Source organism: Streptomyces sp. CB02261 (genome assembly GCF_001905665.1).
GTDB lineage: Bacteria > Actinomycetota > Actinomycetes > Streptomycetales > Streptomycetaceae > Streptomyces.
Genome location: NZ_LIVX01000009.1, coordinates 73,604 through 99,912, shown reverse-complemented (window position 1 = coordinate 99,912; position 26,309 = coordinate 73,604). Strand labels below are relative to the sequence as shown.

Genomic DNA, 26,309 nt, shown 5'->3' with positions numbered 1-26,309 from the left:
TCACTTCTCGCCGTCTCCTGGGGGGAGTTGGCCGGTGAAGAGCAGGCCGGCGAGGTCGCGGAAGTACTCCTCGGGGTCCCGGTCGCCCACCGCGTCCCGGACGTTGTGGGTGAGGAGCAGGGTCGCGAAGCCGTGGGCGAGCGACCAGGCGGCGACGCCCGCCGTGCGGGCGTCGGGGACGTCGCGGAGTTCGGCGATGCCCGAGCGCAGGCCGGCGGAGGCGCGTTCCCTGGCGGCGAGGAGGTCCGGGTCGTCGGCGCGCAGCAGGTCCGGCTGGAACATGACCTGGAAGTGGGCGGGGTGCTCGACCGCGAAGCGGACGTAGCGCACTCCGCGTTCCCGCAGGTCGGGCGCGGCGGCCAGGGCCTCGGCCAGGAGCTCGTACCCCTGGGCGGCGACGGCCGTGAGGAGGCCGGTGCGGTCCTTGAAGTGGTGGGCGGGCGCGGCGTGGGAGACGCCCGCGCGGCGCGCGAGGTCGCGCAGGCTCAGTGCCCCGGGGCCGTCGGCGGCGATGACGTCGAGGGCGGCGGCGAGGACGGCCTGCCGCAGGTCGCCGTGGTGGTAGGTGCTCCGGCTCGTCATGGCAGCAGCGTATCCCTCATCTAGTCATTGACAAGTTCGGGCGCGTCGGCGCACCATCTTGTCAGTGACAAGATGCGGTGAAGGGAGCACGTCGTGGAATCCGGACGCGTACGTCAGATGTGGCACCTGCTCGAACCCCTGCACGCCCTGCTCTACTACGCCCCCGAGGCCTTCGACGAGGCCGCCGCCCTCGGCTACGACACCGGGGAGCGCTGGCCCAGCTACTTCGCCTGGCGCGCCGCGCCCCTCGGCACCCCCGGCCGCGACCGGGTGACCTCCGCCTTCCACAGCTTCAGCCCCGCCATGGTCGCCCGGTACGTCCCCGCCGTCTGGGACACCGCCGACCCGGCCGAGGTCCTCGCCGCCCGGCTCCGTGCCGTCGACCGCACCTACCGGGCCGTCCTGGGCGACGACACCGTCACCGGACCCGACCTCGCCGAGGCCGCCGCCCTCGCCCGGCGCGCCGCCGAAACCGCCGTGCCCTCCGGCCCGTCCGGCCCGGGGGCCCGCCCGCTCGCCGAGGCCAACGCCCGACTGCCCTGGCCCACGGCTCCGCACCTCGTCCTCTGGCAGGCCGCGACGATCCTGCGCGAACACCGGGGCGACGGACACCTCGCCGCCGTCGCCGCCGCCGGCCTCGACCCGGTCGAGACGCTCGTGTCCTTCGCGGCGATCGGCGCCGCACCCGAACCCGTCTTCGAGAGCCGTGGCTGGAGCCCCGCCGAATGGTCCGCCGCCCGCGACCGGCTGGCCGCCCGGGGGCTCCTGCACCCGGACGGGACGGCCACCGAGACCGGCCGGGCGCTGCGCGCGGAGGTCGAACGGCGCACGGACGAGGCGGCCGCCGCCCCCTGGACCGCCCTCGGCCCGGACGCCACGAACCGCCTCGCCGACCTGCTCGGCACCCCCTGGCTCGCCGCGATCGGCTCCGGCCTGCTGCCCGCCGAGAACACGCTCGGCATCGGCAAGGTGTGAGGGTTCACGGGAGGGACGCGGCGGGCCGCGACCGTCCGGCCTACGATTCCAGCGTGTTGACGTACCGAAGGACCCTGACCGCCTCGGCACTCGCCGTCGCCGCGCTCCTCACCACCTCGTGCACGCCGGGGGCCGACGCCCCGGGCGCCGGCGGCGGCGCCGGCGGGAAGCCCGCCGCCCGCGGCACGGCCCTCGCCGCCGTGGACACGCTCACCGTCAAGGGCCGGGCCCCGAAGACCGGTTACGAGCGGGAGAAGTTCGGCCGCGCCTGGGCCGACGTCGACGGCAACGGCTGCGGCACCCGCGACGACATACTCAAGCGCGACCTCACCGGCGTCCGCTTCACCGACGGCCGCTGCAAGGTCGCCTCCGGCACCCTCGCCGAGGACCCGTACACCGGCACCGCCGTCACCTACGTCCGCGGCCGCAGCAAGGTCGACATCGACCATGTCGTCGCCCTCTCCGACGCCTGGCAGAAGGGCGCGGGGAAGTGGGACGCGGGGACCCGGCGCCGCTTCGCCAACGACCCGCTCAACCTGCTCGCCGTCGACGCCGTCACCAACCGCCGCAAGTCCGACGGCGACGCGGCGACCTGGCTGCCGCCGAACAAGGCGTACCGCTGCGCGTACGTGGCCCGGCAGATCGCGGTGAAGAAGAAGTACGGGGTGTGGGTGACGGCCGGGGAGCGGGACGCGATGAAGCGGGTCCTGAGGACCTGCCCGCAGCAGAGGCTTCCGTAGCGGAGGAACGTTACGTCGTCGGGGCCCCGCACGGACGGAGAACCTGCCGTGGTCGGGGCCCGCGTGGACGAAGAGGTTTCCGTGGCCGGGGGCCGTGCGGAAGAAGAAGCCTCCGTGGCCGGGGCCGTGCGGACGGAGGACCTTCCGTGGCGGGGGCCCTCGCCGGGAAAACCGGTTGGCCGGGTCGGAAGCGATCTTTACCCTGCCCCCATGGACCTCAACATATCGACCCTCGCCGAACGCCCCGAGCTGGAAGGGCCGATGTGGGGCATGCGTGACCTCTGGCCCGAGTTCATGATGTACGACCCGGTGGGCTGGGCGAACATCGGGCAGATCGTGCGCCACCTCCCCGAGTTCGTCCTCGTCGCCACCGACGCCGACGGCAAGGTCGTCGCCCGGGGCTTCAGCGTCCCCTTCCGCCTGGACATGGACGGCCGCCGCGAGCTGCCCGCCCGGGGCTGGGACGAGGTGCTGCTCTGGGCGTTCTCCGACCTGAAGCACGGCCGCGAGGCCGACACCGTCAGCGCCATCGAGATCACGGTCGACACGACCGCCCTCGGCCAGGGCGTCTCGCACCGGATGCTGGCCGCCATGCGGGCCAACGTCACCGCGCGCGGCTTCTCCGAGCTCGTCGCGCCCGTCCGCCCCAACGGCAAGCACCTGGAGGCCGACGCCTCCATCCACGAGTACGCCTTCCGTACCCGCGAGGCCGACGGCCTGCCGCACGACCCGTGGCTCCGCGTCCACGTGCGCGCCGGCGGCGTCATCGAGGCGGTCGCACCGGCCTCGATGACCGTCGCCGGATCCGTCGGGCAGTGGCGGCAGTGGACCGGCCTCCCCTTCGACACCGACGGCCCGGTCGAGGTCGAGGGCGCGCTCGTCCCCGTCCACTGCGAGGCCGCGCGTGGCTACGCGGTCTACGTCGAGCCCAACGTGTGGGTCAGGCACCGTCTCGCCGTCTGAGCGAGGGCCCGGAGGGTGATCTCCACGGCCGGGGATGTACCGTACGGCGTCCCCTGCCGTACACCCGTGCGCCCCGGCGCGCGCATCCGCGAGAGGTCCCACGATCGTGAACGAGGCCGTCCACTGGGAGAAGGGCGCGGAGTCCCCGCGGCCCAAGGAGCTGCCGGGCCGGTGGGCCCGGTCGGCCCTCGCGCTCGTCCCGCCGCTGAGCCTGGGCGTCCTCGGGTTCGTCCCGTCGCTCACCCTCGCCCTGCGCCGGGGGACGCGCGGCGACTGGCTGGCGGCCCTGCTCTTCACGGCGGTCTCGGTCGGCTGGTGCTTCCAGATCGCGCTGACCCCCGAGGAGACGCACGGCTTCCCGTACCTCCTCGACCTGGTGCTGCTCGCGACCTCCACCGTCGGTGCGGCCGCGCACTGCCTGTTCGCCAGGGAGACCGGCCGATGAAGACCCGTCGTGCCTGGCGCGAGACGGAGCGGCAGGCGGCCAGGAAGGAAGCGGCGCAGTCCGGGACCAGGGTCTCGGGGGTGCTCGCCGCCGGGGCGGGGGCGCTGCGCGGCCGGGTCGGCTGGGCGCTGGGGTCCGTCCTGGTCCTGGTCCTCGGACTCCTGGGCGCCCGGATGTTCGCCCAGTCGGAGGAGCGGGGCACCCCGCCCGACCCCCGGGCCCGCGCCTACCAGGACTACGACGCCTGCCTGCTGACCGACGAGCGGGGCATCGTGTCGGGCGCGCCCGCGGCCCCGGTGTGGGAGGGGATGCAGGCGGCGTCCGTGGACAAGCGCATCCGTGTGACGTTCGTGCCCGTGATGGGCGAGCAGTCGGTGGCGAACGCCCGCCCGTTCCTCAACGGTCTGGTGCAGCGGGACTGCGAGATCGTCGTCGCCTCGGGCGCCCCGCAGGTGGCGGCGGCCGAAGCGGCGGTGGAGAAGAATCCGAAGGTCCGGTTCGTGACGGTGGCCCAGGAGGGCGGCGCCGCGCACGACAACCTGGTCCGGGTGGCGCCCGGAGCGTCCCTGAAGAGCGACATCACGGCGACGCTGAAGCGACTGGTCGCCGAGGGCTGACGGCTCCCGGTCGCCCGCGCGGGACCGGGGGCGGGGACAATCCGGAAGAGTTCCATCCCTTGGGTAAAGGGACGGTAAAAAGCGCTACCCTGGTGCGAACTGGTGAACCGTCATCGGGCAGGCTCGCGAGGCTTTGTAAGCATCGCGTTAGTAAAGGCTGGCCCATGCGTATACGCCGGGTCCGTAGCCCTCGCCTGTTCCCACCGGGTCGCACCGGCAGACGCAGGCTGAGGGCTACGGCTCTTTCCGTACTCATCTCGTTCTTCCTCATGCTCACCACCGAGTCGGCCCTCGCCCTGGGGGTCACGCTCGAACCGGTGCGCATGCCCCAGATGTCCCTCTCGGGCCTGTGGAAGTGGCTCCACGAGAACCCCCTCGACACCCCTGACCAGCAGGGCGGCACGGCCCGTGGCAAGAGCCACCACGCCTCCGCCGACGCCACGAGCCTCGAAGGCGAGGCCGGGCGCAAGCCGGGCAAGGGCAAGGGCGAACTCGACCCGTTCGAGCGGGAGACCGACCGCCCCGGCACGTCGAAGACCGGCGCCGCCCGGGGCGACGCCAAGAGCTTCGACGCCCGCACCAGCAAGCGGGACGCGAAGAAGTCGACGGCGACCTCGGACTTCTACGTCAACGCCGACGGCTCCACCACCGTGCGCCACTTCCCCGGCCGCGCGAACTTCAAGGGCGCCGACGGCTCGTGGAAGCCGATCGACACCCGGCTGACCGAGGACACCGACGGCCGGCTCCAGCAGCGCGCGAACTCGCTCGACGTGGAGTTCGCCCCGGACGCCGCCGACGAGCAGCTCGCCTCGGTCGACTTCGGCGCGGGCCGCTCGCTGGCGTACGCGCTGAAGGACGCCGCGGGGTCCGAGCCCACCGTCGCCGCGAACGGCACGGTGACCTACCCGGGCGTCCTGCCCGAGACCGACGTGCAGCTCGTGCCGCTCGCGGAGGGCTTCAAGGAGAACATCGTCCTGCGCTCGCCGCGGGCCGCGAACTCCTGGGTCTTCCCGCTCGCGGTGAAGGGGCTCACCCCCCGGATAGCCGCCGACGGCGACGTGGAGTTCACCGACGCGAACGGCAAGGTCACCGCGACCATCCCGCACGCGTTCATGGAGGACTCCAAGATCGACCCCCGCTCGGGTGACCCCGCCCAGTCGCGGGCCGTGACCTACGAGCTCATCACCGTGGACGGCGAGCCGGCCCTGCGGATGACCGCGGACCGCACGTGGCTCGACGACCCGGCCCGGGTCTACCCGGTGACCGTCGACCCGACGGTGACCGCGTCGAACTCGACGTACACGCAGAACACCATCGGCGGCGACCACTCCACCGAGACGCAGATCAAGGTCGGCTCGTACGACTCCGGTACGAACAAGACCAACTCGTTCCTGCAGTTCTCCTCGCTGGGCACCACCCTCGCCGGGAAGCGGGTCACCGCCGCCACCCTGAACGTCTACGCGCTCTGGTCCTCGACCTGCGCCGCCCAGTCGTTCTCGGTGCACCCCGTCACCCAGTCCTGGACCCCGTCCGGTGTCACCAGCTACCCCGGCCCCGCCTTCGGCGCGGCCATGGGCTCGGCGACGCCCGCCCCCGGAGCCTCCTGCTCCAACACCGGGAACTCGGCGAGCGTCGGCGTGAAGATGCCGGTGTCCCTCAACACGACCTGGTTCAACCAGGTCGCCGGCGGCGCGGCGAACTACGGCCTGGCGCTCACCGCGCCGACCAACGACATGCTGCACTGGAAGAAGTTCCACTCCGACAACTCGGCGACCGCCGGCTTCCGCCCGGCCCTCGACCTGACGTACACGGCCAACACCGCGCCGCAGGTCAACGCCTCGTACCCGCCGGACAACTTCCAGGCCAACTCCCTCCAGCCGGAGCTGCTCGTCTACGCGAGCGACGCCGACAAGGGCCCGAGCCCGCTGTCGTACACCTACGAGGTCTACGACGGCACCACCCTCGTCGTCTCCTCCGGCGCTCTGACCAAGAGCAACTGGAAGATCCCGGCGGGCAAGCTCAAGTGGTCGACGAACTACGAGTGGCTCGTCGGCGTCAGCGACGGCACGACGGAGATCGTCCACTCGGGCAGCTTCACCACCGCCGTCCCCCAGCCGCCGGTCACCTCCGGTCTGGCGCAGAACACCGACGGCCACGAGTTCGACCCGTCGGACGGCAACTACACGACCGAGGACACCGACGCCGACGTCCCCGTCATCGGCCCGTCCCTGGAGATCGACCGCTCCTACAACAGCCTCGACCCGCGGATCGACGGCGCCTTCGGCGCGGGCTGGTCCACGATCGCCGACATGAAGGCGACCGAGGTCAAGGACGGCGCGGGCACGGTCACCAGCGTGGTCATCACCTACCCCGGCGGTGAGCAGGTCGCCTTCGGCCGCAACACCGACGGCACGTTCGTGCCCCCGTTGGGCCGGTACGCGCGCCTGGAGGCGGTGACGACCTCACCCGTCGGCTACAAGCTGACGGACAAGGACTTCACCGCCTACTCCCTCAGGCAGCCCACCGGGAAGACCGGGGTCTACGCGATCTCCGGCATCGTCGACTTCGCGGGACGCGCCGAGACGTTCGAGTACAACGCCTCGCGCCAGCTGACGAAGATCACGAACACCACGTCCAAGCGTTCGCTGGGCCTGACCTGGTTCACCCCGGCCGGCGCGACGGTGCCGCACGTCCAGACGGTCTTCACCGACCCGTCGACCGCGGGCGACGCCACCACGGTCCAGACCTGGCAGTACGGCTACACCGGTGACCAGCTCACCAAGGTGTGCCCGCCGGCCGACTGGACCAAGTGCACGACGTACACCTACGCCACCGGCAACCACTACCGCACCACGGTCCTGGACGCCGACCCGTTCGCCTACTGGCGGCTCGGCGAGACCTCCGGCACGCTCGCGTCCGACACGATCTCCGCCAACCAGGGCCGCTACAACGGCACGTACAGGAACGTGACGCTGGGCAGCTCCTCGGTGCTGGCCGGCTCCACCCAGAAGACGGCCACGTTCAACGGCACGACCTCGTACGTGGAGATGCCGAGCGCCCCCGGCGCGACGCCCTCCTACACGACGGTCTCGCTGTGGTTCAAGACCACGCAGGCCGGCGGTGTCCTCTTCTACTACGGTGACAAGCCGCTGAGCGACCCCAACCCGGTCGCCAACACCACGAAGAACACCCCGGCGGTCTACGTCGGCATGGACGGCAAGCTGCGCGGCTGCCTCGCCATGTCGCCCGGCTGCATGTCGACGATCACGTCCACCGCCACCGTCACCGACGGCCAGTGGCACAACGCGGTCCTCACCGGCATGGCCACCACCCAGACCCTGTACCTGGACGGCGTCGCGCAGGGCTCCCTCGCGGGCACCATCAACGACTGGGTGCAGCCCTACATCACCCTGGGCGCCGGCGTGAACACCGACGGCTGGCCGTCGATGAACCCGAACGACCAGCTCGGGCACTTCGCGGGCCAGATGGCCGAGGTGGCCGTCTACTCCGAGCCGCTCAGCGCGGCCGTGATCGCCACGCAGCACCAGGCCGCCAAGCGGTCCGCCGGACTGCTGCAGACGATCACCACGCCCGGCGGCAAGACCCAGACCTCCGTCGTCTACGGCACCACCGACGACCTGGTCCTCCAGGCCACCGACGGCAACGGCGGCACCTGGAAGCTCAACCCGGCCACGATCACCGGCTCCTCGCAGGTCTACCGCTCCTCGGTGATGGGGACCGCCCCGGCCGGCTACTGGCGCCTGGACGACACCCAGGCCGCGGCGCAGGCCGCCAACCAGGTCAACACCGGCTTCGGCACCTACAACAACGTCACCCAGGGCGCCGAAGGCCCCTTCGGCGCGGACGACGTGACGGCGGCGACCTTCGACGGGACCAGCTCCTTCGTGGAGATCCCGTACGGCCCGCTGCACGCCAAGCCGGACCGCTCGGTCGAGCTGTGGTTCAAGACGGCCGAGCCCGGCGTGATCATGAGCGACCAGAGCGTCGCCCCGAACAACCCGGGCGGGGTCACCGGCAGCTGGAGCAACCTGCTCTACGTCGGCGCGGACAACAAGCTGCACGGCCACTGGTGGAGCTCCACCTGCAACGGCGCGGCCACGCTCGGATCCACGGGCACGGTCACGGACGACAAGTGGCACCACGCCGTCCTGTCGGCCGCCGGCACCACGCAGACGCTCTACCTCGACGGCGTCAAGCAGGGCACCTGCACCGGCGCCCCCAGCGACCAGACGACGTCGCGGACGTTCGTCGGCGCCGGCTTCGGCACCAACTGGTACAGCTCGCCGGGCGCCGTCAGCTACTTCACCGGCTCCATCGCCGAGGTCGCGGTCCACGCCAAGGGCCTGACCGACGCCGACGTCGCCACCCACTGGTCCGGCTACAAGGCGTCCTCCGGGATCGCCCCGGTGCGCACGGTCAAGCTGACCGACCCCACCAACAAGACGCTGACCTACGTGTACGACGCGGAGATGGGCAACCGCCTGCTCACCGCGATCGACACCGAGGGCAAGCGCACCACCTACGGCTACGACACCGGCGGCTTCCTCCACACCATCACGGACGCCAACGGCAACCGCTCGATCACCGGCCACGACGTGCGCGGCAACGCGGTCTCCCAGACCACCTGCCAGAACACGGCCGCGGGCAAGTGCTCGACGGAGTACTACACGTACTTCCCGGACGCGACCACGGCCTTCCCGCCGATGGACCTCCGTAACGACCTCGTGCTCACCGAGCGGGACGGGCGGTCGTCGGGCCCGACGGACGACACGTACAAGACGTCGTACAGCTACGACACGGCCGGCAACCTGACCGCGGTCACCACGCCGCCGGTCCCCGGATTCCCGGCGGGCCGCACGGCGACGACCACGTACACCACCACCGCCACCCCGGCGATGGAGGGCGGCACGGCGAAGGCCCCCGCGGGGCTCGTCGCCCAGGTCACGACCCCGGGCGGCAAGAAGACGTCGTACACGTACTACGCGAACGGTGACCTCGCGGAGATCACCGACGCCAACGGTGCCAAGGTGCGGTATACGTACGACAACCTCGGCCGGCAGATCAGCAAGACCGAGATCTCCGACGCCCACCCCGCGGGACTGACGTCCTCGCAGACGTACGACAAGAACGACCAGGTCGTCACCGACACCGACCCGAAGGTCACCAACCGGGTCACCGGCGCGGTGCACCAGGCGCGGACGACGACGGCGTTCGACGCGGACGGCAACATCCTGTCCCAGTCGGTCGTCGACCTTACCGGTGGCGACACGGCGCGCACGACGTCGATGACGTACGACGCGTACAACCGGATGGCGACCAGGACGGACCCGGGCGGCGACACCACGTCGTTCGAGTACGACGCCTACGGCAACAAGGTGAAGGAGACGGACCCCGCGGGGAACGTCAACACCTACACCTTCGACGCCGAACAGCGGCCGCTCACCACCAACCTGCTGAACTACACGGGCGACCCGTACAACCCGTCGCCGCCGACGACCCTGGTCCAGGAGTCGCGGGCGTACGACCCGGCGGGTCGCCTTGCATCCATCACCGATGCCATGGGGTGGGTGACGGCGTACACCTACACCGACGACGGCCTCTCCGCGACCGTGGTCCGGAAGGACCCGCAGGCCGGGAAGTCCTTCACGGAGCAGGCGAACACCTACGACGCCGCCGGCAACCTGATCGAGCAGATCACCGACGACGGCCAGACGCGCACCACCTTCACGGTGGACGCGTCCGACCGTACGACCTCCTCGGTCCTCGACCCGAACGGGCTCGCGCGGTCGACGAAGGTCTCGTACGACCCGGACGACAACGTGGTGACCGAGACGGAGTACGACCCGGCGACGGGCGACACCTCCACCACGGACACGCGCTACGACGGCATGGGTAACGTCACGGGCAACACCGTCCACGACGGCACCACGGCCCCGGTGGCCCGCTACAAGCTGGACGAGACGACCGGCTTCGGCCTGGCGGACTCCTCCGGCGGCAACAGCACCGGCACCCACGGCACCGGTATGCACTGGAACACCGACCGGAGCGGCAGCGCCGCCTTCGACGGTGACGCCAACTCGTGGGCGCAGACCTCGGGCCCCGTGGTGAACACGGCGGGCAGCTTCACGGTCTCCGCCTGGGTCAAGCTGACGTCGACCGCGGCGAACCGCACGTTCGTCGCCCAGGACGGCGAGGAGGCCAGCGGCTTCCAGCTGTACTACTCGACGGCCTCCGGCTGGACCTTCAACCGGCACGCCACCGACACCTACGATCCGGCGATCGTCCGGGTCTCGTCCGGCACCGCCGCGGTCGCGGTCAACACGTGGACCCACCTGGTCGGCGTGTACGACCAGGCGAGCGCGCAGCTCCGGCTGTACGTGAACGGTGTCGCGACGGGCACCCCGGCCGCCTTCACCACGCCGTGGGAGTCCACCGGACCCCTGCAGCTGGGCCGCCGCTGGTACAAGGACGCCTACGCCGAGAACCACCTCGGTGGTCTCGACGACGTCCAGGTCTATTCCGAGGCCCTGACCGCGGCGCAGATCACCGCTGTCAAGGGCGGCACCCTGCCGGCTGCCGGCAGCAGCGTCCGCACCACCAGCTGGAAGCTGGACCAGCGCGGCCTGCCCGTCCAGATGACGGACGAGGTCGGGAACAGCACCGACTACGGCTACGACGAGGCGGGTCAGCAGACCTCCGTCACGGAGCCGGCCGTCAACGCGGAGCAGAACGGCGGGACCCCGGTCTCCGTCCGCCCCGTCTCCATGACCGGCTACAACACCTTCGGTGAGCCGACCGAGTCCTCGGACGCGCTCGGCAACGTGACGGTGACTGCCTACGACGCCGAGGGGCAGGAGGCCTCCAACACCTCGCCAGAGTACGTGGCGCCGGGGACCTCCACCCCGATGCGGGCCACGTCCTGGAACGAGTACAACAAGCTCGGCCAGGTGACCGCGGAGATCGACCCGCTCGGCAACCGCACCACCTACAGCTACACGCAGCTCGGCGACCTGGCTTCGGTCACGGAGCCCGGCGGCGGCACCACCAGGTATACCTACGACACCAACGGCGACCAGCTCTCGGCCACCCGACCGAGCGGTGCCCGGCAGGAGACCACCTGGGACTACCTGGAGCGGCCGGTCACCAGCACGGACATCGTGCGCCAGCCGACCCAGCGGGCGTACACGGACATCAACGAGTACAACGCCCCGGGCGGCGAGCTGTCCCGGACGATCTCCGCGACCGGAGTCACCGAGTCGTACAAGTACAACTCGGTGGGCGAGGTCATCGAGACCACCGACGGGGCCGGCAACACCTCCAAGTTCACGTACGACATGGACGGCCAGGTCCTCACCTCGACGGACCCGGACGGCACCAGCACCCGTAACACCTACGACGGATTCGGGCTGCTGGTCGCGACGAGCGACCTGGACGCGCAGGGCAACACGCTGCGCACCAGCTCCTCCACGTACGACCGCATGGGCAACCCGGTCACGCTGACGGACTACCGCGGTCACACGAAGACCTTCACGTACGACCCGACAGGTCTCGTCACGAAGCTGGTGGAGCCGGTCTCAGCGACCGAGTCGATCACCACGACGTACGGCTATGACGTGGCCGGCAATCTCACCCGGTTCACCGACGGACGAGGCAACCCGTTCATCACCACGTACAACACGTGGGGCATGCCGGAATCGACCATCGAGCCGTCGACGCCGACGCACCCGAACCTCGCGGACCGCACGTTCACCGCGGTGTACGACGCGTCGGGCCGTGCCAAGGAGATGCGCTCGCCGGGTGGCGTGAGTGTCACCTACGAGTACGACGTGAAGAGCCGCCTGGTGCGGCAGTCCGGTCATGGTGCGGAGGCCGTCACGGTCGACCACACCTACGATTACGACGCCGACGACCAGATCACGGCCGTCGCGGGTGCGGGTGACACCAAGAACACCTTCACCTACGACGACCGGGGCCTGCTCCTGTCGGCCTCCGGCCCGTCGGGATCCTCGTCGTTCGCCTGGAACGGCGACGGCGCGATGACCGCGCGGACGGACGCCTCGGGCGCGTCGACGTACGGCTACGACACCGCCGGCCGGCTCAAGACCGTCAACGACGGTGCGACCGGCACGACGGCGACGTACGCCTACGGCGTCAACGACGAGGTCACATCGATCGACTACGGTGCCGGTAAGTCGAAGCGCAGCTTCGGCTACGACGCGCTGCAGCGACTCACCAGCGACCGGCTGATCTCGCCGTCGGGCAAGGAGCTCGCCTCCACCACCTACGGCTGGGACGCCAACGACAACGAGACGTCCAAGATCACCAAGGGGGTCGCGGGCGCTACGACAAACACGTACACGTACGACTGGGCCAACCGTCTGACGTCCTGGAACAACGGGACGACGACGGAGGCCTACGGCTACGACGCGTCCGGCAACCGGACCCGCGTGGGCGGCGACACGTACACGTACGACGCCAGGAACCGCCTCACGTCCGACGGCCACAGCTCCTACGCCTACACCTCTCGCGGCACGATGAGCGCGGTGACGGACGAGGGCGGCCGCACGACGCAGGTGAAGGCGGACGCCTTCAACCGGGTCATCCAGGAGGGGGACCGCACCTACGCCTACGACGGCATGGACCGGTTGCTCTCAGCCCAGGACGAGACCGGCGCGGCCATTCACTCCTTCCAGTACAGCGGCGCCGGCAACGACGTGGCCTCGGACGGTGTGACGTCCTACAGCCGCAACGCCGACGGCTCACTGATGGGCGTGAAGACGGCGGTGTCGTCGGTGCTCGCCCTGACGGACATGCACGACGACGTGGTGGCGCAGTTCACCGCGACGGGTGAGGCGCTGACGGGATCGACGACGTACTCACCGTTCGGAAAGGTCCTGCAGACCTCCGGGATGCTCGGAGCACTCGGCTATCAGTCGGGCTGGACCGATCCGGAGACGTCCAAGGTCAACATGGCCGCGCGCTGGTACTCGCCCCAGACCGGCCAGTTCAACAGCCGTGACACGGTCGCCACGGGCGGTCTCCCGAACTCCATCGGGGCCAACCGTTACGCGTACGCCAACGGCAACCCGCTGACCGGTGTCGACCCCACGGGCCACTGGTTCGAGTGGGCGAAGAAGGCCGTCAAGAAGGTCGCCAAGAAGGTCAAGAAGACCGTCAAGTCGGCCTACAAGAAGACGAAGGCCACGGTCAAGAAGGCCGCCAAGGTCGTCAAGAGGGCGGCGAAGGCCGTCAAGCGGGCCGTGAAGAAGGTGGTGAAGCGGGCCAAGCGGGCGGTCAGAAAGGCCGTCCGGTACGTCGCCGACAGCGTCAGAAAGGTCAAGAGATACGTCAAGAGGACGTATCACCGGGTGAAACGCGTCGTCCACAAGGTCGTCAAGCACGTCAAGAAGACCGTGCGGAGGGTCGCCAAGGCGGTCAAACACGTCGCCAAGAAGGTGGTCAAGGCGGCCAAGAAGGTCGGCAAGGCCGTCAAGAAGGCGGCCAAGGCGACGGCCAACTTCGTCAAGCAACACGCTTCGACCATCGCCTCGGTCGCCGTCGGCATCGCGGTCTTCGCCGGCTGTACCGCGCTCACGGCCGGTGTCGGTGCCATTGGCTGCGCCGCTCTGGCGGGAGCCGCGGGCAACGCCGTCGGTTACGCGATGAGCGACGGTCCGAAGACGCTGGGCGGCTTCGCGATGGCTGTCGGCGTCGGCGCGCTCACCGGCGCGGTCGGCGGCGTGGGCGGCAGGCTCGCGGCGAACGCCGCGGGGAAGCTGATGTCCGGCACCCTCGGCAAGATCGTCTCCGGCGCCGCCGAGGGCGCCGCCGAAGGCGCGGCGACGGGTGCGGTCGAGTACGGCACCTCCTGCGTCAGGAGCGAGGAGGGCTGCAGCGTCGGCGGCGCGGCGAAGGCCACGGCCATCGGCGCGGGAATGGGCGGTGTCTTCGGCGCCGCGACCGCGAAGGGCGGAGGCTGCCACAGCTTCACCGGTGCGACGCCCGTGGTCCTCGCGTCTGGCGAGGTCAAGCCGATCAGCAAGGTGAAGACCGGCGACAAGGTCCTGACCTCCGAACCCGGCAAGAAGGCCAAGGAGACGCACGAGGTCACGAAGGTCCACGTCACGAATCACGACCGTGACTACGTGACGGTGACCGTCAAGACCGTGAGCGGCGAGAAGAAGCTGCAGACGACGGCGCTCCACCAGATCTACGACGCGTCCACGAACACGTGGAAGCGCGCCATGGACCTGAAGGGCGGCGACCGGCTGCAGACGGCCGACGGCTCCTCGGCCGTCGTCGTGAACACCCGGATGTACGTCGACACGGCCGTCACGTACGACCTGACCGTCGACGGTCTCCACACGTACTTCGTGGTGGCCGGCGACGCGGCGCTCCTGGTCCACAACTGCAACGCCAAGGCGAAGCAGGACCAGTTCGCCTGGGGCGGTCAGGTGCGCTACCGCGGCCTGGACGACCTCGGGCGTCCGCAGGGCATCGACGCCTCGGTCACGCCCAGCATGCTGGACAAGGGGACCGAGGCCGGCAAGACCCGGACACCCGGCTGGCGTGGCCACGGCACGAACTTCAACGAGGCGCGCGGTCATCTCCTCGCCGGTCGCCTCGGCGGTGCCGGAAAGGGCAAGTACGCCCGCAGGAACCTGGTCACCCTGACCCAGGATCCGGTGAACAGCCCGCTGATGCGTGACCTGATCGAGGCACCCATCTACAACGCGGTGAAGAAGGGCGAGACCGTGCAGTACTCGGTCAAGCCCATCTACGGCGCGGGCAATCCGATCCCGATCAGGCTGGAGTTCGAGGCCTTCGGTAACCGGGGGTTCCAGTTGAGCGGATTCCTGGACAATCCGGCCGCCGGTGTGCGGACGCCGGTGAGGTGAGGCACGACTAGGAGGAAGAGGGGCTCCCCACATGAGTACGGGCGCAACAGGTACTAACCTGTTGCGCCCGTACTGTTTGAGGAGCTCCATGACCCGCACGACCCCGCCCCGCCCCGTCGACGCCGAAGCGCTGTTTCCGGAGCTCGCGGCGTACCGTGCGACAGCGACGCGGCTGCACCCCAGGCCCGGTACGCCCGGAGTCGGGGACAGCTCGGTGGGCGGCCCCTTCCTGTGGCCCGCGGACGAGCCGTGGCCGGTGTGCACGGAGCCTCACCGGCGCCGCTACGGCGACCGGACGGAGGACGTGCGGACCACCCGCCGCATCCTTGCCGAGGCGTGGGGCAGGACGCCCGCGCCCGGGGCTCAGCCGGGTCCGACGGCTGAGGAGGGGGAGATCCTGAGCTCCTTCAAGCGTGGGCGACACGCCCCATGGCTGGAGGACACGGACCCCATCCCGCTGCTGGCTGTGGCGCAGCTGTACCGCAGGGACGTTCCGGGACTCGGGGGTCCTGCCGATCGGGACCTGCTCCAGGTCCTCTGGTGCCCGTTCGACGCGCATCACGGTAAGCACGAGCCGGCGGTGCGGCTGCTGTGGCGCAGCGCGGCCGAGGTCGGTGAGGTGCTGGCCGACCAGCCGGAGCCGGTGGTGGTCGGGTCGGAGGGCTACGTCCCCTCGCCGTGCGTCCTCGACCCGGAGACTGTGGTCGAGCACCAGGACTTCGACCTGCTGCCGGCGGATCTCCAGGCACGTATCGAGGAATGGGAGGGCGACGAGGAGGAACAGGACGAGGACTCGGTCCTGTACTGGTCCGACTTGTCGGTCGCCCCGGGTTGGAAGACGGGCGGATTCGCCGCCTGGAACTCCACGGACGCGGGTCCGGTGGTGTGCGCGTGCGGCCGTCCGATGGACCTGCTGCTCACGGTGGCGAGCCGCGAATGGGATGCCGGCAGCCGCAGCTGGATCCCGTTGGAGGACCAGGCGACGGCCGACGCGATGGACGCCAACATTCCGACGCACGTCACGGTCGGCCGCTGGGGCTCGATGAACGTCTTCTCCTGCCCGGACGATGCGGAGCACGCACCGCGGTTCTTCTTCCAGGGCTGAGGACGATCCGGACAGTCCCTCCGAGTCGCTCGGTGGGGCTGTCTCGACCACTTCGAAGCACGGCTGGGTGGGCTCCGAGGAGCCTGGTCGGCCGCCGAGCAAAGCCCCGAGGGGAAGCGGTGACTCTGTGGGACGTCGAGGTCGGCCGACTCGCGGATGATCTGCTGGAATTGCCGCCCGAGCCCCTTCGTGTTCTCGGACTGAGGGTGTTCGAGGCGACCCTCGACGTCTTCGGTCGGCCCTTGGAGGACCTCTTCGTCGAGGAGACGGTGGCCTTCTGCCGGCGCGCCCTGGAAGAGTTCCGATCCGTCCGGAATGTCGCGGACTTCACTCCTGCCCGGCGCGAGCCGTTCCTTGAGGGCTATGACTGGGAGGACGGCAAGGCTCCCTTCGCGGCCGCTTCCCTGAGTCAGGGGGTCGCCCAGTACGCGGGCTTCCTCGTCGGTCGGGACGCGGAGGAGCTCGTGGAGGCCCTCTCCTCGTTCTACGAGTCGGTGCTGTCCTTCGCGGCGCTGGGAAGGGTCGTCAGCGTCGAGGACGAACACGAGAACGACCTCTGCCGCAGGGCCGTCGACGAGCAGCTCGCATGGATCAGCGAGGTGCGCGGGGGACGAGTCACGACCGGCGCGAGGCGCGGGAGAACATCCTCGAGCAGGCGCTCGACGCAGGCTTGCTCGCATGTCTGAAGGAGTAGGGGTGGGGCCCGAGCGGCGGGGAGAGCGGTGGCTCGCTCTGGCGGTGGCGACCCGGGTGAGTTCGGTCGTCTCGCCCTTCTGTGAGAAATTCGCCGCCAGGGAGGAATCCTTCACCGTCACGCAGATGGTGGAGTCCGGCTGGCGAGAGGAGAGCGGAACGGGGGACGAGCGGGAATTCCAGCTCGAATCCGTACCGCTCCTCGCGGCCGTGCGGCGGAAGGTCTCGCCGGTGGCGCACGCGAGTGCCCCGGCGGTCGACGCGGCCGTACGGGCCGTCGAGGGACTGGCCTCCTGGCACCGGTCCGGGGAGGCGGGGGTCGCGGACGTCATGGCGGCGGCGATCGACGTGGCCCTGGAGTTCGACCGCCACGGGGTCGAGGCGCCCGATGAGTGGACCAGCTGGGTGGCGTTCGAGTGCGCCGGTCAGTCGGAGCTCGCCGCCCGCCTGCTGGCCGCCGACGCGGACCTGTCGGCGGCGGGCTCGTACGACGTCCGCTTCGCCGCGGGCGAGTCGTCCATGGAGTACCGCAACGCGCTGAAGCGCTGGCTCCGGGCCTAGGGGCCGCCGGGGGGCGCAACGGAGCACGGGGCCGACGCGCTGGTGGCGGCCGGAGGAGACGGTTTTTCAGGTCTGATCCTCCAGCCGTCGGCGCCGGGCCTCCAGGGACGTGGCCGCCGCGTCGGCCACGTCCGCGCGGGGGCCGGCGGCACAGGTCGCCAGAAACGTGGTCACCCGGTCGCCGGGCCATTCCGCCGCCGCGACGGCGGCCCAGTAGCGCAGTCCGTCGTAGGGGTCCAGCGGATCGAGGACGTCCAGGACGCGGTCGACGGTCGCGGCGTCCAAGGGGGCGCGTACTGCGGCGACGGCGTGGAGAGCGCCGTCGATGAGCAGGGGATTCCCGCTGTCCAGGCACCATTCCAGTGGTGCGGCGAATCCTTCCTGAGGACCTCGCAGTCGCACGATCGCGTCCCCCAGGGCCGCATAGAGCGCGGTGTCGTCCGTGGGCCGCTGAGCCAGTTCGGACAGGAATCCGACGGCGGGCACGTGACCGCACGCCCCGAGCGCCATGACCATCTCGTACTTCGTCTCCCAGGTGCGGCGATTGCCGACCTCGCGTCGCAGCGCCTCGAACAGCGCCGGGCCCGCCGCTTCGTCCGCCAGCGCGTGGAGCCGCCGCGCGGCCGAGCGGCGTTTCGCCGATGCCCGGTCGTCGAGTCGCAGGAGAGCCTCTGCCAAGGACAGCGCCACCGTCCGCCTTTCCGTAGACCTCTGTCGATCCCCTGCCGAACGCTAGACCGTGACGGGGGTGCAGTCGCTTCAGGGCTATAACGGCGTTAGGGTGTCGCCCGGTCCGCGGGCTCCTCATCAGGCGGTGGGCGTGCGCATCGAGAAGCAGAAGTTCCAGGGCCGCAAGGTCATCGGTTCCGGCCGCGAGCTCGCGGACGTGGAGTTCGTGAGGTGCGAGTTCCACGGGTGCTCGGTGGCCCAGTTCGACGACCCCGGGTTCGGGCTCGTGGTGCGGAACGTCGTAGCGGAGAAGCTCACGGTGAAGCGGTCCGCCGCGGACGGGGTCCGGTTCGAGGACGTACGCGTGGACGGGCTGGCCCTGTCGTCGCTGACGCATCTGACGGGCTGCGTGTTCCGTCGGGTCACCCTGCGGGGGCGCATCGGTCCGCTGATGGCGACCTCGCCGAACTTCGGCTTGTCCGAGGATGTCCGGGAGGCCTTTCTGGCAGGGGCGCTGCGGTATTACGCCGAGGCCGATCCCGCGACGGAGTGGGCGCTCGACATCAGCGAGGCGGAGTTCGCCGAGGCCGATCTGTACTACGTTCCCGGCCATCTGGTGCGCCGTGATCCGGAGACGCAGTTCCTGCTCCACCGGGACCGGATCGCCGACGTGGACGCGCAGGCTTTGCCTCTCTTCGCGCAGATCGCCGTCGATCGCTTCGACGGGACGCCGTTCGACTCGATCGTCGCCGTGGCACCGCGCCGCTCCCCGAACTTCGCCGAGCGGCTGGCCGCGTACGAGACCTTGAGGGCCTTCGGGGTCGCCGAGTAGAGCATGCTCCGTCCCTGCGGGCAGGCGGGACGACGATAGGGTCCTGTGCCATGGTCGAACAGCTTTCCGACGTCGCGCGGAGCGTCAAGGACCTCCTCGACTCCCGCGGCGACGACCCCGCTTTCGCCGACCGGCTCGACGAGTCTTTGCCGGCCTTGCGCGCGGCGGCCGAAGCGGGTGACATCAGCGCGCAGAACGTTTGGGGAGGGGTCCTCCTCGACGTCGAGGAGGACCCCTCCGCCGCTGCCACCTGGTTCGAGCGGACCGCCGGGCGCGGCAGCGCCGTGGGGCGACGCAGCCTGGGCTTCCTGTACGCGAACGGCCTCGGGGTGGTCCAGGACCTGGAGCGGGCGGAGAGCCTGTTCCGGGCGGCGGCCGAGGCGGGGGACGGGTACGCACAGTTCAACCTGGCCCAGTTGTGGTGGGGCAAGGGTGACGTGCGAACGGTGGCCTCCCTGCTGAGGTCGGCGGCCGAGGGCGGCCTCGACGAGGCGTACACCCCGCTCGGGGACCTCTTGGTGGCCACGGGCCAGGACGCCGAGGCGATGCGCTGGTACCTGGCGGCGATCGGCGCGGGAGACGCGGACGTCGTCCATGGGGCGGTCGAGGTGGCGAAGCGCCTGACCGACAGCCAGATTCGCAGGGCAGGGGAGCAGGCCGGGCGGCCGTCCGAGACGGAGGCGATGATCGGCACCGTACGCACGTACCGGTAAGCGACGGGAACTGGCGCCTCGGCCTATGATCCGTCGACGAGCAGTTCGCGATGATCAGTGGAGTTCAGGCGTGATGAGTGGCCACCGGAGCGCGGCGAGGGAAGAGGCTCTCCGGCGGGCGTTTACCGGGGCATCGCGCGTCGTCTGCGGTGCCGTGGACGTCGAGGCCGCCCGCCTGGCCTATCAGGAGGCGGGGTTCGGCGTCACCGACGCGCTCGTGGCGTTCCTCCGGGAGTACGGCGAGACGACGGTCTTCTGGCCGTCGCACGTCACCGGGGACGAGTCCTCGCTGACGATCTCCGTCGAGGAGGCCGCGGCTGAGTTCAACCTCCGGTTCTACGAGAAGCGCCTGGGCATGTCGGCGCTTCCGGTGGGCGTCGCCTTCAGTACCGGGGAGAGCGTTCTCCTGGCGGAGAACGGTGACATCGTCCTCGGTGGTGAAGGGGTGGTGCAGCGGGTCGCGAACGGGTTCGAGGAGTCCGTACGCGCCCTGATCTCGGGCGACTGGGACATGACGTTCTTCTAGCGGCCGGCCCGTGGGGCCGCCGAGGGGGGGCACGGGGAAGCCCCGCCGAGGCGTTCGGCGGGGCTTTCTTCGTTCTCCGGCGACCCGGACCGTGGCTCCGGGTCGCGCCGGGGCGGTGGTCCGGCTCAGCCCGCCTTCACCCAGTCCCCGCAGCCCGAGGTCTTGAAGTAGGCGTCCTTCGCGGTGACCTTCACGATCGCCGTGCCCGTCACGTTGTCGTTCGCGAGGATCGAGTCCGTGCCGTGGCTCGCGTCCTTCGAGCGCTCCCAGTAGCACTCGGCGTCCTTGTTGCCCGTGGACTTGTAGGTGCCAGGGGCGATGTCGACGCCCACCTTGAACATGCCGCCGTCGCCCTTGAGCGTGGTCTGCGGGGTGCCCTTCGCCTTCGGGTCGACGGCCTCCCACGTCCCGCAGCCGGAGGACTTGAAGAGCTTGTCCGAGGCCTTGATCTCGACGTAGGCGGTGCCCGTCACGTTGTCGTTGGCGAGGGTCGACTCCAGTTCTCCCGAGGCGTCCTTGGCGCGCTCCCAGTAGCAGCCCGCGTCCTTGTTGCCCGTGGAGCGGTAGAGGCCGGGCTTCGCGTCCGCGCCCACCTCGAAGTCGCCGTCGCCGTCGATCGTGACGGCCTTCTTCTCCGGGGCCGCGGGGGCCTTGCCCTCTGGGGCCTTCGCGTCGCCGCCCTGCTTCGCGGGCTGTTCCTGCTTCGCGCCGGCCGTGGGGGACTCGCTGTCGCCGCCCCCGCCGACCGCCGCGCCGATCACGATGACGGCGACGACCGCGCCGGCGGCGGTGAGGACCTTGTGGCGGGCGAACCAGTTGCGCTGCTGCTGAGACATGGCTGTGGCACCTTCCGGGGCGCTGTGAGGACTCCGTGTTCGATGACGTAATCACAACAGAGACTGTGAACCGAGTCAACACTGTTCACGGATTCTGAGTTCGCTCACGCTGTGAACGAGGGTGCGCAGTATGCTCGGTGTGTTCGCACACGTACGAGGGGAGTCGGCCAGGTGCCCGAAGACAGCACGACAGAGGTCACCGCCGCGGGTATCGCCCGGCTCGCAGGCGTCGGCAGGGCCGCCGTCAGCAACTGGCGCCGCCGCCACGCCGACTTCCCCAAGCCCGTCGGAGGGACGGAGACCAGCCCCTCGTTCGCCCTCGGTGAGATCGAGCAATGGCTCCGCGACCAGGGCAAACTCGCGGAGGTCCCGCTGCGTGAGCGGGTCTGGCAGCAGCTCGCCGGCCATCCCTCCGGCACCGTCGCCGCCCTCGTCCACGCCGGCTGCGTCCTGCTCCTGCGCCGCGAGCGCCCCCGCGCCTGGACCGCGCTCGGCGCGCTCCCCGACGCCCGGCTCGCGGAGGTCCTCCCCACCGCCCTCGAAGAGACCCTCACCGCCCGTTTCGGCGTGCCGAGGGCCGTCCGCACCCCCACCCCGTCCGAGACGGTCCCCGCCGTCCCCCTGCTGCGGGCCGCCGTCGAGCTCGCCGACGAGCTGGGGGGCCCGCGCGAGGCCTTCGAGTTCCTGCTCGGCCGCCACCTGGACGCCAATCCCCGTCAGTACACGCTCACCCCGCCCCCGCTCGCCGACCTCATGGCGGAGCTCGCCGCCGCCGCGGCCCCCGAAGGCCGACCCCTCGCCACCGTCGTCGACCCGGCCTCCGGCACCGGCGGCCTGCTGCGCGCCGTCCCGCACGCCACCGCGCTGTTCGCCCAGGACACCGACCCCGACCTGGCCGCCCTCACCGCCCTGCGGCTCGCCCTCCACGGTGACGCCGACATCCGCGCCGCCACCGCCGACACCCTCCGTGCCGACGCCTTCCCCGACCTGGCCGCCGACGCGGTCCTGTGCCACCCGCCGTTCAACGAGCGGGCCTGGGGTCACGACGAACTCGCCTACGACGCACGCTGGGAGTACGGCTTCCCCGCCCGTACCGAATCCGAGCTGGCCTGGGTGCAGCACGCCCTCGCCCGGCTCCGGACCGACGGGGCCGCGGTCCTCCTCATGCCGCCCGCCGTCGCCTCCCGCCGCTCGGGCCGCCGCATCCGCGCCGACCTCCTGCGCCGCGGCGCGCTCCGGGCCGTCGTCGCCCTGCCGGCCGGCGCCGCGCCCCCGTACGGCATCCCGCTCCACCTCTGGGTCCTCGTCCGGCCGGGCGGGGACCAGCGGCCGCCGGCGGAGACGCTGTTCGTGGACACCGCGGGGCTCGTCCCGGACGCGGGTCGCGACAAACTGCCGTGGGCGACCCTGCGCACCACGGTCCTCGACGCCTGGGCCGGACGGGGCGGCGAGGAGTCCGTGGCCCGCGCGGTCCCCGTCATCGAACTCCTCGACGACGAGGTCGACCTCGCGCCCGCCCGCTACCTCACCGCCCCCGCCGCCGGCGGCACCGCCCCCGAACTCGCCGCCGTCCGAGCCCGCCTGGACGAGACGCTGCGCAGGACCCAGGGCCTCGCTCCCAGCCCCGTCCCCGCGCGCTCCGGGCCCCGCCCCCTCACCACCGTCGGCGAACTGGCCCGCACCGGCGCCCTCCAGCTCCGTACCGGCGGCTCGGGAACGGCCTCCGACGGAGACGACGTCCCCGTCCTCACCGAGCACGACGTCCTGTCCGGCGGCGCCCCCTCCGGCACCCTGCCGGGCGGTGCGGCCTCCGGTGCGGGCGCCCCCGCCGAGGAGCCCGTACTCGTGGCCGAGGGCGACGTCGTCGTCCCCGTCCTCGGCGGCGGCTCCGTGGCCCGGGTCGTGGACGCGGCCACCGCCGGCGCCGCCCTCGGCCGCAACCTCCAGCTGCTGCGGCCCGATCCGGCCGCGCTCGACCCCTGGTTCCTCGCCGGCTTCCTGCGCGGCACCGCCAACAACCGGCAGGCCAGCAGCTTCGCGTCGACCGCGACCAGGCTCGACGTGCGCCGCCTCCAGCTGCCCCGGCTGCCCCTCGCCGACCAGCGCCGCCACGGCGCCCACTTCAAGTCCCTCGCCGAGTTCGAGGAGGCCCTGCGGCTCGCGGCCCGCCTGGGCGAGCAGCTGGTGCAGGGCCTGTACGACGGGCTCGCCGACGGGAGCGTGGAACCCGGGTGACGTACCGGGGTGCAACCGGGGTTCGTACGGGCGTGGGACCCGGAGCCGGACGGGCGTGGGACCCGGAGCCGGACGGGCGTGGGACCGGGGTGACGTACCGGCGCGAACCCGGGGTCGTACAGGCGTGGAGCCCCGGTGACGTAAGGGCGTGGAGCAGGAGCCGTGCGCGTCTTACTCTCTTAGCCTGATCATCCGTCTGGGGGAGCGTCGTATGTACGGTCAGGTGCCCACACCCGCGCCCACACCCTTGCCCGCGCCGGTACGGGCCACCGGCCCGTCCGCGGCCACCATCACCGTGCGCGTGCTCCTCACGGTCCTGGTCGTCCTGTCCCTGGGCTTCCTCGCGTGGGTGGCCATGCTCAGGATCGCGATCATGCGGCGGTCGGGCCGTGACTGGGTCCTGTTCTGGGGCCAGTTGGTCCTCAACATCGCCTGCGTGGTGCCGCTGGAGCAGCGGTTCGCCGGCACGTGGATGAACACCGCCGGCATGGTGGCCCTGCTCGTCCAGATGGCCATCGTGACCTGCTACTTCCTGGTGGTCGACATCCGGCACCACCAGCCCGCCCCGGTCGTGATCGTGGTGCCGCCGCCGCCCGCGCGGCCGCCGTACCCGTATCAGCCGATCGGGCACGTGCCGGCGCCCCAGCCGCCCGGCGGGCAGCGGATCGACCAGGTCCGAGCCGAGCTGGACGAGTTGAGCGATCTCCTCCGTACCCGCGGAGAGGGCGAAGGCCGGGCGTGAACGGGCGTGTCATCGGCGGGCGTTACGAGCTCGCCACCGTCATCGGTCAGGGCGGCATGGGCCAGGTCTGGACGGCGTACGACGGGAGGCTGGACCGCCGGGTCGCGGTGAAGCTGCTCCGGCCCGCCACCATGGCGGGACCCGCGACCGCCGCCGACGAGCTGCGGCGCCGCTTCGTGCGGGAGTGCCGGGTGACCGCGCGCGTCGCCCACCCGGGTCTCGTCACCGTGCACGACGCGGGCAGCGAGGGCGACGACCTGTATCTCGTCATGCAGTACGTGGAGGGCGCGGACCTCGCCGACCACCTCGCCGAGCACGACCCGTACCCGTGGCCCTGGGCGGTCTCGGTCGCCGCGCAGCTGTGCGCGGTGCTCGCGGCCGTCCACGCCGTGCCCATCGTGCACCGCGACCTCAAGCCGCGGAACGTGATCGTCCGCCCGGACGGCTCGGTGGTCGTCCTCGACCTGGGCGTCGCCTCCGTCCTGGACGCGGACACCACGCGGCTCACCCACACCGGTTCCCCCATCGGCAGCCCCTCGTACATGGCGCCCGAGCAGGCCATGGGCGGCGCCGTCGGCCCGTCCACCGACCTGTACGCCCTCGGGGTCCTGCTCCACGAACTCCTCAGCGGCGACGTGCCGTTCGCGGGGTCCACCGCGCTCGGTGTCCTCCACCGGCACCTGTACGAGCCTCCCGTACCGCTCCGGCAGCTGCGGCCCGAGGTCCCCGAGTCCCTGGAGGCGCTGGTGCTGCGGCTGCTCGCCAAGGACCCGCGGGAGCGCCCGTCCGGCGCGCACGAGGTGTACGAGCACCTGCTGCCGCTGCTCCCCGCGCGCGGGGCCCCGGCGGGACCGATGGACCCGACCCGGCCGTTCCTCCGCCCGCACGCCCCCTGGCCCGACCGCCCGACGGCACCCGCGGGGGCGGTCCCGACACCGGCGGTCCCGTCACCGGCGGTCCCCGTGCCGGCGGTCCAGGCACCGGCCATGCCCACCCCTTCGCCGGTCGCCCCCACTCCTCCGCCCGCGCCGCCCCGGCCCGATGTCGCCGCCGCCGTCGACGAGGTCAAGCGGCTGCTCGGGGAGGGCTCGTTGACGCAGGCCGTGGACGTCCTCGGCGGGATCCTTCCCGCCGCGTCGGCCGAGCACGGTGAGCGTTCGCCGGTCGTCCGCATCCTGCGCAAGCAGTACGCGTCGACACTGATGGACGACGGTCAGTACCGGCGCGCCCTGCCGGAGTTGCGCCGCCTCGCGGCGGACCGCGAGGCGGAGGCGGGCCCGGCGGACCCGCAGGCGGTGCAGTTCCGGTACGACGCGGGCCTGTGCCTGGAGCAGCTCGGGGAGACGGCCGCCGCGCTCGCCGAGTTCCGGGCGGTCCTGCCGTACTACGAGGGGGATGCCGCCCGGGTCTTCGACATCCGGCAGCGGATCGCGCTGCTCCTCGTGGCGGCGGGCGAGCACACGGCGGGGCAGGACCAGCTCCAGCGGCTGCTGTTCGACGCCGAGCGCGCGTACGGCCCGTATCACCCGCTTCCGGTGGACGTGCGGCGCGTGCTTGAGCACCAACGGCGGCTGGGACCGGGTTCCTGACGGAACGACAGAGTCACGACTGTGCAACTGATCAGCAAGTGGATCTTCGTGATCCTTTTTGCCCGTTTTGGTGCATGTAACGTTCGCGTCTGATCATGTCCGCGCTCGCAAGGAACATCACATGACGACGCCGTCCGCGCCCCCCGCTCCCGAGCAGCCCGCCGCTCCCGAGCAGCAGCCCGCCGCCCCCGCGAAGAAGGGCAGCCGCATCCTCAAGAAGGTCGGCGGAGTCGTCATCGCGATCGCCGTCGCCATCGCCGTGAAGCTCGGCCTCCCGCACCTCACGGGCGACGCCCCGGTGCACGCGCAGACCGGCGAGTGCGTCACCGTGACCGGCCCGGACAACGCCCCCGAGGTCGAGACCACGGACTGCTCCTCCGGCAAGCCGGACCTGTACAAGGTCGTCAAGGTCCACGACGACACCTTCGACGTGAACAAGTGCGGCGCGGAGGTCACGGCCCTCGCTCAGCAGCTGAACTCGGACAAGTTCGTCCTCTGCCTCGAAGCGGTCCCCGCGAAGTAGTCGGGCGGTCCGCGCGAAGCGGTCGCGCGCCGCGAGGCCGGGAA

General features: G+C 71.2%; 19 protein-coding genes. 16 read left to right on the top strand and 3 right to left on the bottom strand.

Features of this window, described 5'->3' with window-relative positions:
* On the bottom strand, positions 1-582 hold the full coding sequence (locus AMK29_RS27240; protein WP_073818058.1) for a TetR/AcrR family transcriptional regulator: 582 nt from the start codon (positions 580-582) through the stop codon (positions 1-3).
* Between the two features lie 117 nt (positions 583-699).
* Between AMK29_RS27240 and AMK29_RS27235 the strand changes: the two genes are divergently transcribed.
* From AMK29_RS27235 to AMK29_RS27190, 9 genes are all read left to right on the top strand, one after another.
* Complete coding sequence (locus tag AMK29_RS27235) at positions 700-1,557, top strand: SCO6745 family protein (RefSeq protein ID WP_073818056.1); 858 nt, start codon at positions 700-702, stop codon at positions 1,555-1,557.
* 53 nt (positions 1,558-1,610) lie between these two features.
* A complete protein-coding gene (locus tag AMK29_RS27230) occupies positions 1,611-2,297 on the top strand; it encodes an HNH endonuclease family protein (RefSeq protein WP_198942345.1) in 687 nt (228 codons plus the stop codon).
* A 210-nt stretch (positions 2,298-2,507) separates the two neighbouring features.
* Entirely contained in the window at positions 2,508-3,260 is a 753-nt protein-coding gene (locus AMK29_RS27225) for an N-acetyltransferase (RefSeq protein ID WP_073818053.1), read from the top strand.
* Between the two features lie 106 nt (positions 3,261-3,366).
* The gene (locus tag AMK29_RS27220) at positions 3,367-3,705 is read left to right on the top strand and encodes a hypothetical protein (RefSeq protein WP_073818051.1); all 339 of its coding nucleotides are present in this window, start codon (positions 3,367-3,369) and stop codon (positions 3,703-3,705) included.
* Complete coding sequence (locus tag AMK29_RS27215; protein ID WP_073818050.1) at positions 3,702-4,322, top strand: BMP family ABC transporter substrate-binding protein; 621 nt, start codon at positions 3,702-3,704, stop codon at positions 4,320-4,322. Before AMK29_RS27220 ends, AMK29_RS27215 begins: the two co-directional genes overlap by 4 nt.
* A gap of 269 nt (positions 4,323-4,591) precedes the next feature.
* Complete coding sequence (locus AMK29_RS27210) at positions 4,592-15,241, top strand: LamG-like jellyroll fold domain-containing protein (RefSeq protein ID WP_241845727.1); 10,650 nt, start codon at positions 4,592-4,594, stop codon at positions 15,239-15,241.
* 88 nt (positions 15,242-15,329) lie between these two features.
* Positions 15,330-16,346: a hypothetical protein gene (locus AMK29_RS27200; protein ID WP_073818049.1), complete on the top strand. Its 1,017-nt coding sequence runs from the start codon at positions 15,330-15,332 to the stop codon at positions 16,344-16,346.
* 119 nt (positions 16,347-16,465) lie between these two features.
* Positions 16,466-17,032, top strand: coding sequence for a hypothetical protein (locus AMK29_RS27195; RefSeq protein ID WP_073818047.1), 567 nt, complete (start codon positions 16,466-16,468; stop codon positions 17,030-17,032).
* The gene (locus AMK29_RS27190; protein ID WP_143202951.1) at positions 17,025-17,600 is read left to right on the top strand and encodes a hypothetical protein; all 576 of its coding nucleotides are present in this window, start codon (positions 17,025-17,027) and stop codon (positions 17,598-17,600) included. The genes AMK29_RS27195 and AMK29_RS27190 overlap by 8 nt, the downstream gene beginning before the upstream one ends.
* 66 nt (positions 17,601-17,666) lie before the next feature.
* On the opposite strand, the gene AMK29_RS27185 is transcribed toward AMK29_RS27190, so the two are convergent.
* On the bottom strand, positions 17,667-18,278 hold the full coding sequence (locus AMK29_RS27185; RefSeq protein ID WP_241845726.1) for a HEAT repeat domain-containing protein: 612 nt from the start codon (positions 18,276-18,278) through the stop codon (positions 17,667-17,669).
* Between the two features lie 142 nt (positions 18,279-18,420).
* Here AMK29_RS27185 and AMK29_RS27180 point away from each other — a divergent pair, with 142 nt between their 5' ends.
* The 3 genes from AMK29_RS27180 (at position 18,421) to AMK29_RS27170 (ending at position 20,340) form a co-directional block, all read left to right on the top strand.
* Positions 18,421-19,101: a hypothetical protein gene (locus tag AMK29_RS27180; RefSeq protein WP_143202950.1), complete on the top strand. Its 681-nt coding sequence runs from the start codon at positions 18,421-18,423 to the stop codon at positions 19,099-19,101.
* Between the two features lie 50 nt (positions 19,102-19,151).
* A complete protein-coding gene (locus tag AMK29_RS27175) occupies positions 19,152-19,814 on the top strand; it encodes a tetratricopeptide repeat protein (protein ID WP_073818041.1) in 663 nt (220 codons plus the stop codon).
* 154 nt (positions 19,815-19,968) lie between these two features.
* Positions 19,969-20,340: an SUKH-3 domain-containing protein gene (locus AMK29_RS27170; RefSeq protein WP_073818040.1), complete on the top strand. Its 372-nt coding sequence runs from the start codon at positions 19,969-19,971 to the stop codon at positions 20,338-20,340.
* Between the two features lie 125 nt (positions 20,341-20,465).
* On the opposite strand, the gene AMK29_RS27165 is transcribed toward AMK29_RS27170, so the two are convergent.
* Complete coding sequence (locus AMK29_RS27165; RefSeq protein WP_073818038.1) at positions 20,466-21,176, bottom strand: hypothetical protein; 711 nt, start codon at positions 21,174-21,176, stop codon at positions 20,466-20,468.
* A gap of 171 nt (positions 21,177-21,347) precedes the next feature.
* Here AMK29_RS27165 and AMK29_RS27160 point away from each other — a divergent pair, with 171 nt between their 5' ends.
* From AMK29_RS27160 to AMK29_RS27145, 4 genes are all read left to right on the top strand, one after another.
* A complete protein-coding gene (locus tag AMK29_RS27160; RefSeq protein WP_073818036.1) occupies positions 21,348-23,411 on the top strand; it encodes an N-6 DNA methylase in 2,064 nt (687 codons plus the stop codon).
* A 211-nt stretch (positions 23,412-23,622) separates the two neighbouring features.
* Complete coding sequence (locus AMK29_RS27155; protein WP_079197167.1) at positions 23,623-24,153, top strand: hypothetical protein; 531 nt, start codon at positions 23,623-23,625, stop codon at positions 24,151-24,153.
* Positions 24,150-25,742, top strand: a complete 1,593-nt coding sequence (locus AMK29_RS27150; protein WP_073818035.1) for a serine/threonine-protein kinase — start codon at positions 24,150-24,152, stop codon at positions 25,740-25,742. Before AMK29_RS27155 ends, AMK29_RS27150 begins: the two co-directional genes overlap by 4 nt.
* A 121-nt stretch (positions 25,743-25,863) precedes the next feature.
* On the top strand, positions 25,864-26,265 hold the full coding sequence (locus AMK29_RS27145) for an LppU/SCO3897 family protein (protein ID WP_073818033.1): 402 nt from the start codon (positions 25,864-25,866) through the stop codon (positions 26,263-26,265).
* The last annotated feature ends 44 nt before the right edge of the window (positions 26,266-26,309 follow it).